15 protein-coding genes and 1 pseudogene are annotated in these 14,013 nt (G+C 60.2%); 8 read left to right on the top strand and 8 right to left on the bottom strand.

The features are described 5' to 3' along the window. Positions 1 to 886, top strand: an 886-nt coding sequence (locus RSB01_RS10750; protein ID WP_332625443.1) for a ribonucleotide-diphosphate reductase subunit beta, incomplete at its 5' end; no start/stop codon positions are given. A gap of 75 nt (positions 887 to 961) precedes the next feature. Here the strand turns inward: RSB01_RS10750 and RSB01_RS10745 are convergent. The 3 genes from RSB01_RS10745 to RSB01_RS10735 all read right to left on the bottom strand — a co-directional run bounded on the left by RSB01_RS10745 (position 962) and on the right by RSB01_RS10735 (position 3,725). Further along, positions 962 to 1,405: a cell wall hydrolase gene (locus RSB01_RS10745; protein WP_332619504.1), complete on the bottom strand. Its 444-nt coding sequence runs from the start codon at positions 1,403 to 1,405 to the stop codon at positions 962 to 964. A gap of 19 nt (positions 1,406 to 1,424) precedes the next feature. Beyond that, positions 1,425 to 2,927 carry a HAMP domain-containing sensor histidine kinase gene (locus RSB01_RS10740; protein WP_332625442.1) on the bottom strand — a complete coding sequence of 501 codons (1,503 nt, stop codon included), beginning with the start codon at positions 2,925 to 2,927 and terminating at the stop codon, positions 1,425 to 1,427. Between the two features lie 69 nt (positions 2,928 to 2,996). Beyond that, on the bottom strand, positions 2,997 to 3,725 hold the full coding sequence (locus RSB01_RS10735) for a TVP38/TMEM64 family protein (RefSeq protein ID WP_332589910.1): 729 nt from the start codon (positions 3,723 to 3,725) through the stop codon (positions 2,997 to 2,999). 173 nt (positions 3,726 to 3,898) lie between these two features. On the opposite strand from RSB01_RS10735, the gene rpmH reads away from it, so the two are divergent. From rpmH to RSB01_RS10705, 6 genes are all read left to right on the top strand, one after another. After that, on the top strand, positions 3,899 to 4,033 hold the full coding sequence (rpmH, locus tag RSB01_RS10730; protein ID WP_003164000.1) for a 50S ribosomal protein L34: 135 nt from the start codon (positions 3,899 to 3,901) through the stop codon (positions 4,031 to 4,033). A gap of 36 nt (positions 4,034 to 4,069) precedes the next feature. Beyond that, the gene (rnpA, locus tag RSB01_RS10725) at positions 4,070 to 4,510 is read left to right on the top strand and encodes a ribonuclease P protein component (protein WP_332589911.1); all 441 of its coding nucleotides are present in this window, start codon (positions 4,070 to 4,072) and stop codon (positions 4,508 to 4,510) included. Positions 4,511 to 4,515: 5 nt separating this feature from the next. Next, the gene (gene yidC / locus RSB01_RS10720; protein WP_332625440.1) at positions 4,516 to 6,309 is read left to right on the top strand and encodes a membrane protein insertase YidC; all 1,794 of its coding nucleotides are present in this window, start codon (positions 4,516 to 4,518) and stop codon (positions 6,307 to 6,309) included. A 4-nt stretch (positions 6,310 to 6,313) separates the two neighbouring features. Then, the gene (gene yihA / locus RSB01_RS10715) at positions 6,314 to 6,973 is read left to right on the top strand and encodes a ribosome biogenesis GTP-binding protein YihA/YsxC (protein WP_332589913.1); all 660 of its coding nucleotides are present in this window, start codon (positions 6,314 to 6,316) and stop codon (positions 6,971 to 6,973) included. A gap of 74 nt (positions 6,974 to 7,047) precedes the next feature. After that, the gene (locus tag RSB01_RS10710) at positions 7,048 to 7,545 is read left to right on the top strand and encodes a DUF3617 family protein (protein WP_332589914.1); all 498 of its coding nucleotides are present in this window, start codon (positions 7,048 to 7,050) and stop codon (positions 7,543 to 7,545) included. Between the two features lie 70 nt (positions 7,546 to 7,615). Continuing rightward, a complete protein-coding gene (locus tag RSB01_RS10705; RefSeq protein ID WP_332589915.1) occupies positions 7,616 to 8,611 on the top strand; it encodes an LLM class flavin-dependent oxidoreductase in 996 nt (331 codons plus the stop codon). On the opposite strand, the gene RSB01_RS10700 is transcribed toward RSB01_RS10705, so the two are convergent. The 5 genes from RSB01_RS10700 to RSB01_RS10680 all read right to left on the bottom strand — a co-directional run bounded on the left by RSB01_RS10700 (position 8,608) and on the right by RSB01_RS10680 (position 13,620). Further along, entirely contained in the window at positions 8,608 to 9,150 is a 543-nt protein-coding gene (locus RSB01_RS10700) for a hypothetical protein (protein WP_332589916.1), read from the bottom strand. The genes RSB01_RS10705 and RSB01_RS10700 overlap by 4 nt on opposite strands. Next, positions 9,150 to 10,274 carry a polysaccharide biosynthesis/export family protein gene (locus RSB01_RS10695; protein WP_332589917.1) on the bottom strand — a complete coding sequence of 375 codons (1,125 nt, stop codon included), beginning with the start codon at positions 10,272 to 10,274 and terminating at the stop codon, positions 9,150 to 9,152. Before RSB01_RS10695 ends, RSB01_RS10700 begins: the two co-directional genes overlap by 1 nt. A gap of 30 nt (positions 10,275 to 10,304) precedes the next feature. Then, positions 10,305 to 11,567 (bottom strand): glycosyltransferase family 1 protein, encoded by a 1,263-nt coding sequence (locus tag RSB01_RS10690; protein ID WP_332620390.1) that lies wholly within the window; start codon positions 11,565 to 11,567, stop codon positions 10,305 to 10,307. Further along, entirely contained in the window at positions 11,567 to 12,517 is a 951-nt protein-coding gene (locus RSB01_RS10685; protein ID WP_332592055.1) for a KpsF/GutQ family sugar-phosphate isomerase, read from the bottom strand. Before RSB01_RS10685 ends, RSB01_RS10690 begins: the two co-directional genes overlap by 1 nt. A gap of 212 nt (positions 12,518 to 12,729) precedes the next feature. Further along, the gene (locus RSB01_RS10680) at positions 12,730 to 13,620 is read right to left on the bottom strand and encodes an SDR family NAD(P)-dependent oxidoreductase (RefSeq protein WP_332592056.1); all 891 of its coding nucleotides are present in this window, start codon (positions 13,618 to 13,620) and stop codon (positions 12,730 to 12,732) included. A gap of 208 nt (positions 13,621 to 13,828) precedes the next feature. Here RSB01_RS10680 and RSB01_RS10675 point away from each other — a divergent pair. Next, a pseudogene (locus RSB01_RS10675) lies at positions 13,829 to 14,013 on the top strand (cell envelope biogenesis protein OmpA); the annotation flags it as partial.

Below are 14,013 nucleotides of genomic sequence, written 5' to 3'. Positions count from 1 at the left end.
GGCTAACAACCTCACCGACAGCGAACGCAACCTGCTGACCCAGATTTTCCGCTTCTTTACGCAGGCGGATATCGAGGTTCAGGACAACTATATGGAACGCTATGGTCGGGTGTTTAAGCCGACCGAAGTGAAGATGATGCTGGCGGCCTTTGCCAATATGGAAACCATCCATATCGCCGCCTATGCGCTTCTGCTCGAAACCATCGGCATGCCCGAGAGCGAGTTCGGGGCCTTCATGGAATACGAGGCCATGAAGGACAAGCACGACTATATGGGCCAGTTCGGGGTCGATAGCGACGCGGACATCTGCCGTACTCTGGCGATGTTCGGTGGCTTCTCCGAAGGGCTTCAGCTGTTCGCTTCGTTCGCCATGCTGATGAACTTCCCGCGCCAGAATAAGATGAAGGGCATGGGCCAGATCGTGTCGTGGTCGGTGCGTGACGAGAGCCTGCACTGCGACGGCATCATCAAGCTGTACCACGCCTTTAACAAGGAAACTGGTGCGGTCACCAAGTCTGTGGCCGACGATATCGTCGATTGCTGCAAGACCGTGATCGACATGGAAGACAAGTTCATCGATCTGGCCTTTGAGCTGGGTCCGGTCAACGGCATGACGCCCGAAGACATCAAGCAATATATCCGCTTCATCGCTGACTGGCGCCTGCGTCAGTTGCAACTGCCCGAAGTGTACGGCGTAAAAGAAAACCCGCTGCCGTGGCTGCAAGCCCTGCTGTCGGGCGTCGAGCATGCCAACTTCTTCGAGGCCCGCGCGACCGAATATTCCAAGGCTGCAACCCAAGGCGCATGGCACGGTGCCGACGGCGTGTGGGACAGCTTCGATGCGCTGATGAAGAAGCGCAAGGAACAGGTTGATCAAGACGCCTGACCGGCGACCTTGAGCCCATAAAAAAGGCGCGGACCTCTCGGGTTCCGCGCCTTTTCTGTATGCGATAGCGGGGGCCTATTGCGGCGTGCAGCGGCTGCGGTCGCCCTTATTGCAGGCCTCCCAGTCGGCGCGGGCGCGGGCATAGCGTTCCTGCTCGGCCTGATAGCGGGCCTGATGCTGGGCATTTTCTTCGTCAATGCGCTGGCGCTCGGCTTCGACGCGGGCCAGTTCGGCCTGATACTCGGCCTGTGCCTTGGCGTGTTCGGCCTGATTGGCGCGGTCGCGCATCTCGGCCAGATCGTTCTGGTCCAGAATCTCAGCATTCAGGGCATTGGTGGTGCGCTGTTCCTGCGGGTCCTGCTTTTCGTCAGGGGCGTGCCGATAGGCCTCGCCACGCTCGCGCAGGGCCTGCGCCACCGGATCGGCGACCTTTGCGGTAGGGGCCGCGTTCTGGGCCACAGCAGGGGCAGCCAGAGCCAGCATAAGGGCGGTGCAGGCGATCAGTGTCTTAGTCGGCATGGAAGTGGACTCCCGTTTTTTAGACGTTTTGGTCATCAGGTATTTTAGCAGGTGCATCGGCACCGGTAATGGGCTGTGGCAGTCGCAGTTCAAACGTCGAACCTTCGGGTCCGGTTTCAACCAGCCTCAGGTCGCCACCGTGATTGGCGGCCAGTTCGCGCGAAATGGTCAGGCCCAGACCGGTCCCGTCCGACTTGGAGCCGCTGACAAAGGGCTCGAACAGGCGACCGGCCAGACGTTCGGGCACGCCTGGTCCATTGTCGCGGATACGGATAACCGACATGCCGTTCTGGACTTCGGCCTCGATAGCGATCTGGCTCGGTTCGCCGGCATCGAGGCTTTCGATGGCCTGACGGGCATTGCGCATCAGGTTGACCAAAATTCGGTGCAACTGGTCGGGATCGGCGCTGATGACAAAGCGCGCGGGCAGGCGGGTGACCAGTCGTACGCCCTTGTCCGACAATCCGGCGTCTTCGCCCGCAGCGGCCACAACGCGGGCCAGCAACAGGCGGCGGCGCTCCGGTTCCGGCTCCTCGGACTTGCCATATTCCAGAACATTGCGGGCCAGATTGGCGGCGCGGCCCAGTGCCCGTTCCAGACGGGGCAAGGCCTTGGCTACCAGCGGGTCCGATGACGACGACAGGCGCTCCGAAGCGATCTGGGCCGAGGTCAGCATGTTGCGCAGGTCGTGGTTGATCTTGGCCACAGCCTCGCCCAGCGCCACCAAGCGGGCGCGCGAGCGCAGCGACTGGCGCACCTCTTCTTGCATACGGGCCAGTTCGCGCTCGACGCGGCCGATCTCGTCATGGCGGTCCGAAGGGGCCTCGCCACGGATTTCGGGATTGGCGGCAAAGCGCTCGATGGAGCGGGTAACCCGCTGCAACGGTTGCAGCACCAGAAACGACAGGCCCAGCCACAACAGACCACCTGCCACCAGCGCGATGATCATCGATACAATCAGGTTGTTGAGAATAAAGGCCCGCAACTCGACCTTGAGGGGCTGGGCCGGTGCCAATATCTCGATCAGGTCGCCGGAGCGATAACGCGGCGTGGCCTGTACCCGCAACGAGCGGTCAGGGTGGCCAAACAGGGTCCGCCACGGGTCGAGCAGCTTGTTGCCGATGCTGCGGTTGCGCAGGTCGATCAAGTCGGGCGTACGGGGCAGGTTGGGGGCCTGCAACAACAGACGACGTACCCCTTGTTCGCCGACGACAACCGATTGCACGCCGCCAATGGTCAATAACTGCTCGGCGGTGGTGTCTTCGACCGCCGAATAGGGCAGGGCCTCGACACCGACCGAAGCCAGTTCGGCGGCCTGTAGCCGGTCACGCAGCCATCGCTCCTGGAAGGACGAGGCGCTGGGGACAAGGATCATGCCTGCCACAAGCAGGGTGAACGCCACCGTCAGCAGCATCAGGCGCGCCGTCAGTCCGTCGGGACCGTGCGGGCGCAAGCGCTCGCCCCTGCGGGGGAGGGGCGGCAGTTTCAACTTGCCAATGGAAATGCGGCGCGGATCAATCACAACAGGTTCAATAGCACGTCTGTAAAGCTTGGTGAGCCTCTCTTGGGCACAACGTCCTGACGGGGGCTGTCAGGGCTGTCGGTCTGCAGGCGATGAAAACCGCGATTTGTACAGTTTCAGGCTCAGAGGCAGAATCATCGACAGGAAGGCCACCCCCAGCAAGGGCCACATAAAGCGCTGGAACAGGGACTGGATATCGGGGTCCGGATCATACAGCAGCACGCTGTGCAGTCCGCTGCCGATCCAGCAATAGATGATGTGGGCGGGTAACAGGCCTATAAAGGTCGCCGCCAGATAGGGTCGCAACGGGGCCGACATTATCCCCGCTGCCACATTGATCATGTGAAACGGTACCGAGACGATCAGGCGGGCGGTCAGGACGTACCAGAAGGTGTTGCGGTCCACGCCGTCACAGATGCGCTTGAGTAGGCCCGTATCGGTGGCGGCCTTGCGTTTCAGTGATTCTCCAAGTGCCGTGCGACCCACATAATAGACCGCCAGAGCGCCAACCGTGGCGGCAAAGGCGGTGGCGATACCGCCGACCCAGGGGCCAAACAGGTATCCAGCCGTCAGGGTGACGAAAAATACCCCCGGCACAACACTGGCGGTCAGGACCGTAAACACCACCATCAGACCGATCAGGGCCAACAGATAATACTGGTCCACCCATGCCGAAAGCACGGCCCCGTGCAGTCTAAGCGTTTCAAGCGACAGATATCTGTTCCAGCCCGTGGCAAAGATCAGGGCGGCGACCAGAGCCACCAGAGCCAGAGGAATAAAACGTGTGAGACGGGGCAAATGGGGCATTCCAGATTGCGACGTTATGAAAAACTTGAACGATTCCGGTGTTTGTGGCGCATGCAAACGGTTCGATACCGTTGACTCCAGTGCAGGGGGGTTCTATACGCCCGCCTCTCTTCCGCGGTAGATGCTCTTATCTATCGTTCAACCTTTGTAACCTGGAGCCGACCGTGAAACGGACCTATCAGCCGTCGCGTCTCGTGCGCAAGCGCCGTCACGGCTTCCGTTCGCGGATGGCCACCAAGAACGGTCAAAAGATCGTAGCGCGTCGCCGCGCTAAAGGCCGCAAGCGCCTGACCGCCTAAAGTCACGCGCCCATTAACCCAATCAAAGGGGGGCGCATGACCGATCTGATGAAAATCGATCGCCTATTGCGGCGGCCCCAGTTTCTGGCGGCCGCCAAAGGCGTTTCTCAAGCGAGAGGCGCCGTGGTCATCCAACAGCTTGACCGGACCGATGGCAGCGATGCCATCCGTGCCGGATTTACCGCGACCCGCAAGGTCGGCGGATCGGTGGTGCGTAACCGCGCCAAACGCCGATTGCGCGAGGCCGCACGCCAGCTTTTGCCCCTTTATGGTGCCCCCGGCTGTGACTATGTGCTGATCGCCCGTATGGGCACAGCCGAGCGCGACTGGGACCGATTGCTTGACGATGTGAAATCGGCGCTTACAAGGCTCTCCAAGATGCGTACCGATCCATCCCTTTCTAAGGGTGGTGTTTCCGGTGCGTCCCATAACGATCAACCGCGCCCCGCCACACAGGCCGCTGACCAGGACCGCTGATCCCGATGCAAAGAGAAAATTCGCGCAACACAATCATCTTCTTCGTGTGCGCGGCCCTGATTATGGGCTTCTACTATTTCGCCGTGATGAAGCCGCAGGCTGACCAACAGCGTGCGGCCCGTATCGCGACGGCTGAAATGTCTCAGGAGGCCGGCACCGCTGTAGGCGATGCCGAGGCCACACTGGCGGGCGGTGCATTTGTGACCGACCGTTCGGCGGCGCTGGGCGCTGCCGGTCGCGTACAGATCGAAACCGGTACGGTCAAAGGCTCGCTGTCGCTGCTGGGCAGCCGCATCGACGATCTGTTCCTGACCAATTACAAACAGGATCTGGGCAGCGATGCTCCGGTCGAACTGTTCCGTCCGCAAGGTATGGAGCACGCCTATTTCGCCCAGTTCGGCTGGCGCGGTGAAAACGTCGCTGGCGGCGTCCCCGGTCCGAACACGGTCTGGACCTTGAGCAAGGGCGACAAGCTGACCCCGTCCACGCCGGTTGAACTGATGTGGGACAACGGCAACGGCCTGCGCTTTACCCGCAACATCTCGGTCGATGAGCAGTACCTGTTCACGGTCAAGGACACGGTCGCCAACCTGGGCGCAACCTCGATCACCATCGCCCCTTATGGCCGCGTCGAGCGTCAGGGCATTGCCGATGATCTAGGCAAGCAGATGATTTCGCACGAGGGCGCCATCGGCACTTTCGGGCAGGGCACCTCCTATTCGACCGAGCAGATCAAATACAAGGACTGGGCCAAGAAGGCGCGCGTGGAGAAGACCTCCACCGGCGGCTGGATGGGCATCAGCGACAAATACTGGCTGGCTGCTCTGATCCCGGCTCAGGACGAAAAGATCGACGCCCGCTTCACCGTGCGTAACGTCCAGAACGTCGATGTGCACGAAGCCAATATGCTGGGCGCCGCTCACATCATCGCTCCGGGCAAGCAGATCACCGAGACGCAACGCCTGTTCGCCGGTGTGAAACGCAACGAGATTCTGAAGTCCTACGAAGAGAGCCTCGGCCTGCCGCGCTTCGTCTATGCGATTGACTGGGGCATGTTCTGGTTCCTGACCCGTCCGATCTTTGCAGTTCTGGAATTCTTCTTTGGCCTGCTAGGCAATTTCGGTCTGGCCATTCTGGCCCTGACCGTGGTCGTCAAGCTGGTTCTCTTCCCGCTGGCCAACAAGTCGTACGCTTCGATGTCGAAGATGCGCATGCTGCAGCCCAAGCTGGAAGAACTGAAGAAGAAGCACGGCAAGGACCCGCAAAAGCAGCAGCAGGAAATGATGGCCCTGTACCAGCGCGAGAAGATCAATCCGCTGGCGGGTTGCCTTCCGATTGTGGTGCAGATTCCGGTCTTCTATGCGCTGTACAAGGTGCTGTTCGTGACCATCGAAATGCGCCATGCGCCGTTCTTTGGCTGGATCAAGGACCTGTCGGCAAAAGATCCGACGACCATCTGGAACCTGTTCGGTGCCATCCCGTTCGATCCGGCCGCGATTCCGCTGCTGGGTGGCCTGTTGGGCGGCCCGCTGCATCTGGGCGTCCTGCCGCTGATCTATGGTCTGACCATGTGGCTGCAAATGTCGATGAACCCGCCGGCACAGGACCCTGTCCAGCGTCAGATCTTTGCACTGATGCCGCTGGTCTTCACCTTCATCATGGCCCCGTTCGCGGCTGGCCTGCTGATCTACTGGGCGTGGAACAACATCCTGTCGATCCTGCAGCAGTATGTGATCATGCACAAATTCAAGGCAGAGAACCCGATCGACACCTTCTTTGCCCGTTTCAAGAAGGGCTGATCCGTTGGACGAACCCAAGGTTGGCGAATACCCCGCCGAAGAGATCGAGGCCGCACGCGTCCTGTTTTCGCGTCAAGCCACGTTCATGCTCGGCTGCGCCAAGATCGAGCAACTGCCTACGCCTGATCTTCCCGAGATCGCGTTCGCCGGTCGCTCGAATGTGGGCAAGTCCAGCCTGATCAACGGTCTGGTGGGCATGCACAAGCTGGCGCGTGCCTCCAACGAGCCGGGCCGTACCCGCGAGGTCAACTTCTTCAATCTGGACGACAAGATACGTCTGGTGGACCTTCCGGGCTATGGCTGGGCCAAGGCCTCCAAGAGCACCGTGAAGAAGTTTCAGGACCTCGGCCGCGACTATCTGCGCGGTCGGGTGACCCTGAAACGGGTCTATCTGCTGATCGACGCCCGCCACGGTCTGAAAAAGGTCGATGACGAGGCGCTGGATGCACTCGATCTGGCGGCAGTGTCGTACCAGATCGTGTTGACCAAGGCGGACAAGCTCAAAAAGGGCGAGGCCGAAAAGGTTCAGGCCGAGACCCTAAAAGCGATTGCCAAGCGTCCGGCCGCCTATCCCCATGTCGCCGTGACCTCTTCGGAGAAGGGTCTGGGCCTGCCCGAACTGCGTGCCGAGATTCTGCGCACGACCGGCGTGGTGATGGATTAAACGCTGCCTTACTGAACTATGTTCAGAATATGGCGTTCTCGCAGGTGCAATGATTGACACTTGGGAGATATGTCATGCGTTTTGCGAACATCGGTTGCGTTGCTGTTATCGGTATTATGGGGCTGGCGGCCTGTAGTAACAATGCCGAGGCTCCGGCAGGTGAGGCGGGCACAGCCGCCAAGGGGGGCGATAGCGCCCCCGCCATGCTCGAAGGGCCAAAACCCGGTAAGTGGCGTATCACGACGGCTATGACCGGCATGCCGGGCGGTGTCGCCATTCCTCCGACAGAGATTTGCGTGACCGAGGCCGTGCTGGAAGCTCCGGTAGGCGCGGGCCAAACCCAAGGGGCCGAGTGTAGTGTTACGCCTTACAGCCGTGAGGGTGATGCGACTGTGGCCACATCGACCTGCAAGATGCCGGGCAATATGACCGCGACATCTGCGGTGCGCATTACCGGTGATTTCAACAGCCGCTATGTGACCGAGGTCACGACCAAAATGGATCCGGCACCGGCGCCGAACATGGCTGAAACCAAGATGACGATTACCTCGGAACGTATCGGCGACTGCTGATCGGTCTGATTTCTTGTGAAGCGGTCATCCCCGCTATGGTGTCACGACAAGACGTCACCATATCGGAGGGATGACCGCTTTTTCAATTCTTGATCTCGCACCCGTGCCCTCCGGTTCCAGCATCGGACAGGCGCTTCACAATACGATTGATCTGGCACGCCATGCCGAGAGGCTGGGCTATAAGCGATACTGGCTGGCCGAACATCACAACATGCCCGGCATTGCCAGTGCGGCGACTTCGGTCGTGATCGGGGCGGTGGCAGCGGCGACAAAGACGATCCGCGTGGGTGCTGGCGGTGTCATGCTGCCCAACCATGCGCCTCTGGTGATTGCCGAACAGTTCGGCACTCTGGCGGCCCTGTATGGCGACCGGATCGATCTGGGTCTGGGGCGTGCGCCTGGAACCGACCAGATGACAGCCCGTGCCCTACGCCGGACCTTACAGGGCGATGTGGACAGCTTCCCGCAGGATGTGATGGAACTGATGCGCTGGTTCGAGCCGGTGGTTGAGGACCAGCGTATCGCGGCCTATCCCGGAGAGGATCAACCGGTGAAGGTGTGGATACTGGGCTCGTCCACCTATGGCGCGCAGTTGGCGGCCCATCTGGGGCTGCCCTATGCCTTTGCCAGCCATTTCGCACCGGGCGAGATGATGCGGGCCATCGATATCTATCGCCAGACCTTCCGACCCTCGCCCTATCTGGACAAACCCTATGTGATGCTGGGCTATAATGCCTTTGTCGCCGATACAGATGCCGAGGCGCAAAAGCTGTTCAGCTCCGTACAGCAGGCCTTTGTGAATCTGAGACTGAACAAGGCGGGCAAGCTGCCTATGCCGGTCGAGGGTTATTACGAGCGTCTGGATGGCACCTCGAAGGCTGTGGTGGATTCCGCCCTGTCCTGTGCCGCTGTCGGCTCTGTTGAAACGGTGCGCGAAACCATCAAAGCCTTTGTCGAGCGCACTGGAGCGGACGAACTGATGGTGACCAGCCAGATCTGGGACCCGCAGGCCCGTGTGCGTTCGCTGGAACTTCTGGCCAAGGCCGTGGAGCTGGAGCCAGCCTAGTTTTTGACTACAACCGAGGTGAACACCAGGGGCGCATAGGTTTCGCCATCGGCCTTGGTGTTCCGTGTCTTCAGCAACAGGCCCGATGCCGTGCCGAGCAGCAGGGCATCGGCGATATCGCTGGCTGTGATTGCCTCGTCGCTTTCCAGTTTCTGGCGTAGGGCATCACAGGTCTGGAGCAGGCTGGAGGCTTGGCGCACGTCTTCGTTGAGACTGTGACGCCCGAGGCTGGCGCGTGTGCCGAAGCGCCAGCCTGCGCCCTCGGGAGCGGCTTGCAGTAGGTTCCATTTTTCGGCGGGGGTCAGGCCGTCCGGCAGCTTTTCCCACGGGGCATCCGGCCCCTTGGCGCAATAGCTACCATCTTCTGTGGGGATGCCGTGCTGGTGGTAAATGTCCAGTGAAGCCTCCTGAACCCTGACGATCTGCCGGGGCAGATCATCGGGCATTGCCAGACCCTCTCTAGGGGCTTCGGGAATGACCGCAGGCGCGGCACGGGACGAAATGCCCAATGCCAGACGGATGCGGTCCCGAATGCCCATTAGTTGGTAAGAGCAGAATTGGTTACGGACACATCGTAGACGATGCGGGTCATGCTCTGGACCACTTCGAAGAATTTACGCATCTCGGCTGCGCCCGCACGTGGCGCATAGATGATGTCATCCGGTTCGATCTGGAAATTGCTGGCAATGAAGAAGCCCTGACCTTCATTCAGGTTCAGACGGTAAACCACCGGCACGCCGCGCGAGGTCACCGGTTGGGTCAGGCCCAGTGCGCCGGCGACTTCGGGGCGCTCGAAGCGGAAGACCAGAACCGAACGGGCATTGGCCTGATTGGTGTCCAGACCGCCGACGCCGCTGAGAGCTTCGCTGAGGGTCAGCGGTCCGGGCGGCAACTCGCTACGGGCCACAGCATTAAAGGCCCCGAACGACGAGAAGCGACGCGGGCGATAGGTCAGATTGATCTGGTCGCCGCGTTGCAGACGGATGTTTTCGTCAAACTTGGTGGTGACGACAGACATCGGGGCCGAATAGGTGCGGCCTTCGCGCATAATCACGACGTCGACATCGTAAGGTGACCGTGACGAGCCTCCGGCAGCAGCGATGATGTCTAGCAACTGGTCATTATTGGCATTGAGCGACTGACGGCCCGGATTGCGGACATCGCCCAGAACCGTGACCGCGTTGGAGGCAGAGTTGGCTGTGACCACCACCTGCGGATTGGCCACCTTGCCAGCAAGCGAACGGCGGATAGCGGTTGCGGCCTCACCCGGGGTCATGCCTCGGACATTGACCGAACCTGCATAAGGAACGGGCACAGCGCCATTACGATCGACCGTGAGGGGCGGCAGCGAAGGGCTGTTGTCACCGCTGCCAAATAAATTGGTACCAGGCGCAAAAATACTGACGGCTAGAGTGTCGCCGATACCGATGATGTCTGTGGGCTCGTGACTGTCAGCTAGGGCCAGACCGGCAAAGGAGCGCGGCGGTGCAAGACGCAGGCGCTCGCTCAGTTCGAAGCTCAGATCAACCATCGCATAGCTGCGTGTTGCATCTGTGGACGTGGCTCCTTTGTTCACGCCCATGCCTGACGGTCCGTCACGCGGCAAGGTCTGACAACCTGCAAGAAGGGCCAGGATCATCAGGCTTGCAGCAGTTCTGGTCATATGAAGCTCTAAATTCCGTTTCACAGAGACTTACCCCTGTTGATGCAAAGTCGCCAGAGGGTTGAGTATCCGTTCTTCTATAATCGCAAAATGTTCGACCCAGTTCGGGGCAATATACTGTGGTGCCACGGGTTTTCGGGCGCTGTAGTCTTTGATGGCAGACATCCAGCCAAGACCGTCGAGCGGATCAATAAGGCGGGCATGACCGACCAGTTCGCGATGCGGGGGAATGTCGGAGGCAATCAGGGGCACACCCAGTGCGGAGGCCTCGACAGCGGGCAGGTCAAAGCCCTCGACGCTGGAGGGGGACAGGACGGCCTGTGCGCCCAGCATGATACGGGTCAGGGTGTTGTCAGACATTCCCTCGGCCTGATGAACCAGGCCCTGAAGCTCGGGGCAGCGGTGCAGCAGCGCCAATTCCGCCTCGTTTTCCCAGCCATAGCGTCCGATCAAAATCAGTGACGGGGTCTGATCGCCCATCTGTTCTGTCAGTGTGCGCCACAGGCTCAGGATAAAGGCGAGGTTTTTGCGGCCTTCGATCGTGCCGACATGTACGAAATAGGGGCGTGTGGTCACCAGAGGCTCGGATTGGCCAAGGTGGCTTTCGAGGCCCAGATGCGCGACATCGACCGGCAGGTTGGGCAGGTCATTGGCTGTCGCAAACCGCCCAAGTTCACTGGCCGTATAGGCACTGTTGGCAATGATATGGCTGCCCAGTGACAGGGCATGGCGTATGCGGCGGGCATGTTTTTCGTCATCGCCGGGGCGGCAATATTGCGGATGGGTCACAGGGATGAGGTCGTGAACCATCAACAGGCGGGGAATACCGGCCTCCTGAAGCGAAGTCAGGAGTTCAGGCTCGTCCAGCCCCGTATGGCCGACATTGATATAGGCCATGGCCGACGGCAGGGCCGTGCGGCGCGCGCGGAAAAACTGTCGTGCGACGTGGCGTTTTTTACGCGTTTCTGTGGTGACCGGCAGGGGCGAGCGCACCGAGTATTGCGGGCGCTGTGTGGCGCTGAGTGCTTGAAGCAGAGCCGTGTCCTGCGGGCGGTCCTGCACTTCGGACAAGCCGTTCCAGCGCGATCTCATTTCGCTGATGCGGTCGCGGAACCAGTCATTGGATACCAGAGCCAGTTGTCCCTTGCGGGCCCGAACAGGCACCATCCGGTAGTACGGATGGGCGATCAGCCATTCGGCATAGGCCAAGCAGACACGGTCTATACCCGTAGGCGCAGCCCGCTCGGTTCGGCTGAGCAACCGGCTGGCATCTAGCAGTACGGTGGGATGCATCAGGAAACGTAACCGGCTTGCATAAGCTCGGCGAGGTGGATCACAGCCACCGGACGGTTGTCCTCGACGACATAAAGATTGCTGATCTTGTTGGTCGTCAACAGGTCCACGACGTCACGCATACGCTGGTCCGGATCGACGGTGATCGGCGAGCGGCTCATAATGTCGGCGGCGGTGATCGTAGAGATGTCGCGGCTGAAGGCGCGGCGCACGTCACCGTCGGTAATAATACCGGCCAGAGTCTTGTCGGGATTGAGAACCGCAACAGTGCCCTTGCGACCTTCGGTGATCGCCGAGACAATATCGGTGAAATTAGCATCCAGCGCCACCGTGGTCAGATTGGCGGCATGGTCGCCCATCCACTCGCGGACCGATTGCAGGCTCATGCCAAGGGCCCCGCCCGGATGGTGCAGGCCAAAATCTTCGCGCGTAAAGCCGCGCTGCTCCATCAGGACCATGGAAAGGGCATCGCCAAGGGCCAGTGTCATCAGCGTGGATGTCGTCGGGGCCAGACCTTCGGGGCAGGCTTCTGCCACCTTGGGCATTTCCAGGACAACCTGCGAATGGCGTCCGAGCAGGCTGTCCTTACGTTGGGTGATGCCGATGACGGGAATATTGTTACGCTGGCAATAGATCAGCGGATCGCGCAATTCGCGACTTTCGCCCGAATTGGAAATGGCCAGCACAGTGACATCGGGGCGCAACATGCCCAGATCGCCATGGCTCATCTCGGCGGGGTGTACGAAAAAGGCATTGGTGCCGGTCGAGGCCATGGTGGCGGCGATCTTGCCACCGATGTGACCCGACTTGCCCATGCCGGTGACCACCACATAGCCGGGACGCGACAGGATGATGGCGCAGGCCCGCGCAATTGAATCGTCCAGTGTCTCGTCCAGCTTTTGCAGGGCGGCGATATTGAGCTGGATGACGCTTCGGGCTCGTTCGGTCATAGCGATGACAGCATCGGAAGGGGGGAGCCCGGATGAAGTGGTCATAGTCGTTCCAGTGACGCGAGTGTCTCTAATCTCGTGTGATTAACGCCATCCGGTGCAGGCTGACAACGATACGTTGGTTTTTTGCGGCGCACAGGTCTGATTTTGCGGCCCTATTGATCTAAAAATATGGAGTACAGGCCATTCATTACGCCTGTACTCCATTGATCTTATCCTTGAGCGGGCTGTGCTTTGGTGAGCTCGATCATGCCTTGGGCTGCGCCCATCTCGGGTATGATTTCACCGGTACGGTCGGATATCTTGTCAAAGCGGGCCGCCACCTGCTCTGCGGCATCGGGGCCGGTGATGAAATCGCCCTGCGTCAAAGTGACATAGGCGCGCTCGAAGCCACCTGCGCCAGCGGCCAGAATGCAACGGCTGGGGGCGTCAGGGCTGACCAGATGTAGCAGTCCGGGCGTGACAAGGGCCGGAGCCAAGGCTTCCAGTGGAAGGCCTAGATCTTCGGTCATGCGGGTATGGGCCGTGGGGGCCAGACAGTTGACGCGGATATCGTTCTTGGCACCCTCGATCGACAAGGTCTGCATCAGTCCGACCAGAGCCATCTTGGCAGCCCCGTAATTGGACTGGCCAAAATTGCCGAACAGGCCTGACGACGAGGTGGTCATGACGATGCGGCCATAATTTTGGTCACGCATGATGTCCCAAACCGCCTTGGTGCAGTTGACGGCCCCCATCAGATGGACATCTACCACCAGACGGAAGTCCCCAAGCTCCATCTTGGCGAAGCTTTTGTCGCGCAAGATGCCGGCATTATTGACCAGAATGTCGACGCGACCCCACTTGGTCATGGTTTCGGCAATCATCTGGCTGACGGCCTCGAAATCGGTCACCGAGGCGGCACTGGCCATGGCCTCGCCTCCAGCGGCTACGATTTCGGCGACGACCGCTTCAGCGGCAGATTGAGAAGCACCCGATCCATCGCGTGCACCGCCCAGATCATTGACGACCACCTTGGCCCCGCGCGCAGCCAGTGCCAGCGCGTGTTCGCGCCCCAGGCCTCCGCCAGCGCCGGTGACAATGGCAACCTGACCCTTGAACATATCTGACACGCATTACCTCCCAAATGTGTGCGACCACACCTTATATACTCATGAAATAATGCCCCTAATAAAGTGTTGGAATGGCGCCACAGTCGCCACATTCTGCGCAATTTTAAGGAACCAGAGAGCGGGCGTGCCGTTCGTTGCTCTGAGCGTCTTTGTGGGAACATGAAGGCATCGCACTCATAATTCAGTGAGAGAGGACACCATGAAGCTGAAACTTCTTGCCAGTGTCGCCGCCGCAGGTCTGTTTGCGGCTGGTGCTGCTTCGGCCGAGCCGGACGGCTGGTACGGCGCTATCGACGCCGGTTATCATATTATCGACGACATCAATGCCGAAGCTTCGGTAACCGGTCACAACTGGAACTGGGAAGTTAACGACGGCTGGACCGC

This window comes from Brevundimonas sp., assembly GCF_036659295.1.
Classification (GTDB): domain Bacteria; phylum Pseudomonadota; class Alphaproteobacteria; order Caulobacterales; family Caulobacteraceae; genus Brevundimonas.
Note: the sequence above shows the minus strand (reverse complement) of the source record. Positions and strands in the feature narration are given on the sequence as shown.

What these genes read in the sequence shown, in the direction of transcription:
- RSB01_RS10745 (WP_332619504.1), bottom strand. Translation starts at nt 1,405, where the DNA reads ATGCCGACTAAGACACTGATCGCCTGCACCGCCCTTATGCTGGCTCTG.
- rnpA (WP_332589911.1), top strand. Translation starts at nt 4,070, where the DNA reads ATGACCGATCTGATGAAAATCGATCGCCTATTGCGGCGGCCCCAGTTT.
- yidC (WP_332625440.1), top strand. Translation starts at nt 4,516, where the DNA reads ATGCAAAGAGAAAATTCGCGCAACACAATCATCTTCTTCGTGTGCGCG.
- RSB01_RS10710 (WP_332589914.1), top strand. Translation starts at nt 7,048, where the DNA reads ATGCGTTTTGCGAACATCGGTTGCGTTGCTGTTATCGGTATTATGGGG.
- RSB01_RS10705 (WP_332589915.1), top strand. Translation starts at nt 7,616, where the DNA reads ATGACCGCTTTTTCAATTCTTGATCTCGCACCCGTGCCCTCCGGTTCC.
- RSB01_RS10700 (WP_332589916.1), bottom strand. Translation starts at nt 9,150, where the DNA reads ATGGGCATTCGGGACCGCATCCGTCTGGCATTGGGCATTTCGTCCCGT.
- RSB01_RS10695 (WP_332589917.1), bottom strand. Translation starts at nt 10,274, where the DNA reads ATGACCAGAACTGCTGCAAGCCTGATGATCCTGGCCCTTCTTGCAGGT.
- RSB01_RS10690 (WP_332620390.1), bottom strand. Translation starts at nt 11,567, where the DNA reads ATGCATCCCACCGTACTGCTAGATGCCAGCCGGTTGCTCAGCCGAACC.
- RSB01_RS10685 (WP_332592055.1), bottom strand. Translation starts at nt 12,517, where the DNA reads ATGACCGAACGAGCCCGAAGCGTCATCCAGCTCAATATCGCCGCCCTG.
- RSB01_RS10680 (WP_332592056.1), bottom strand. Translation starts at nt 13,620, where the DNA reads ATGTTCAAGGGTCAGGTTGCCATTGTCACCGGCGCTGGCGGAGGCCTG.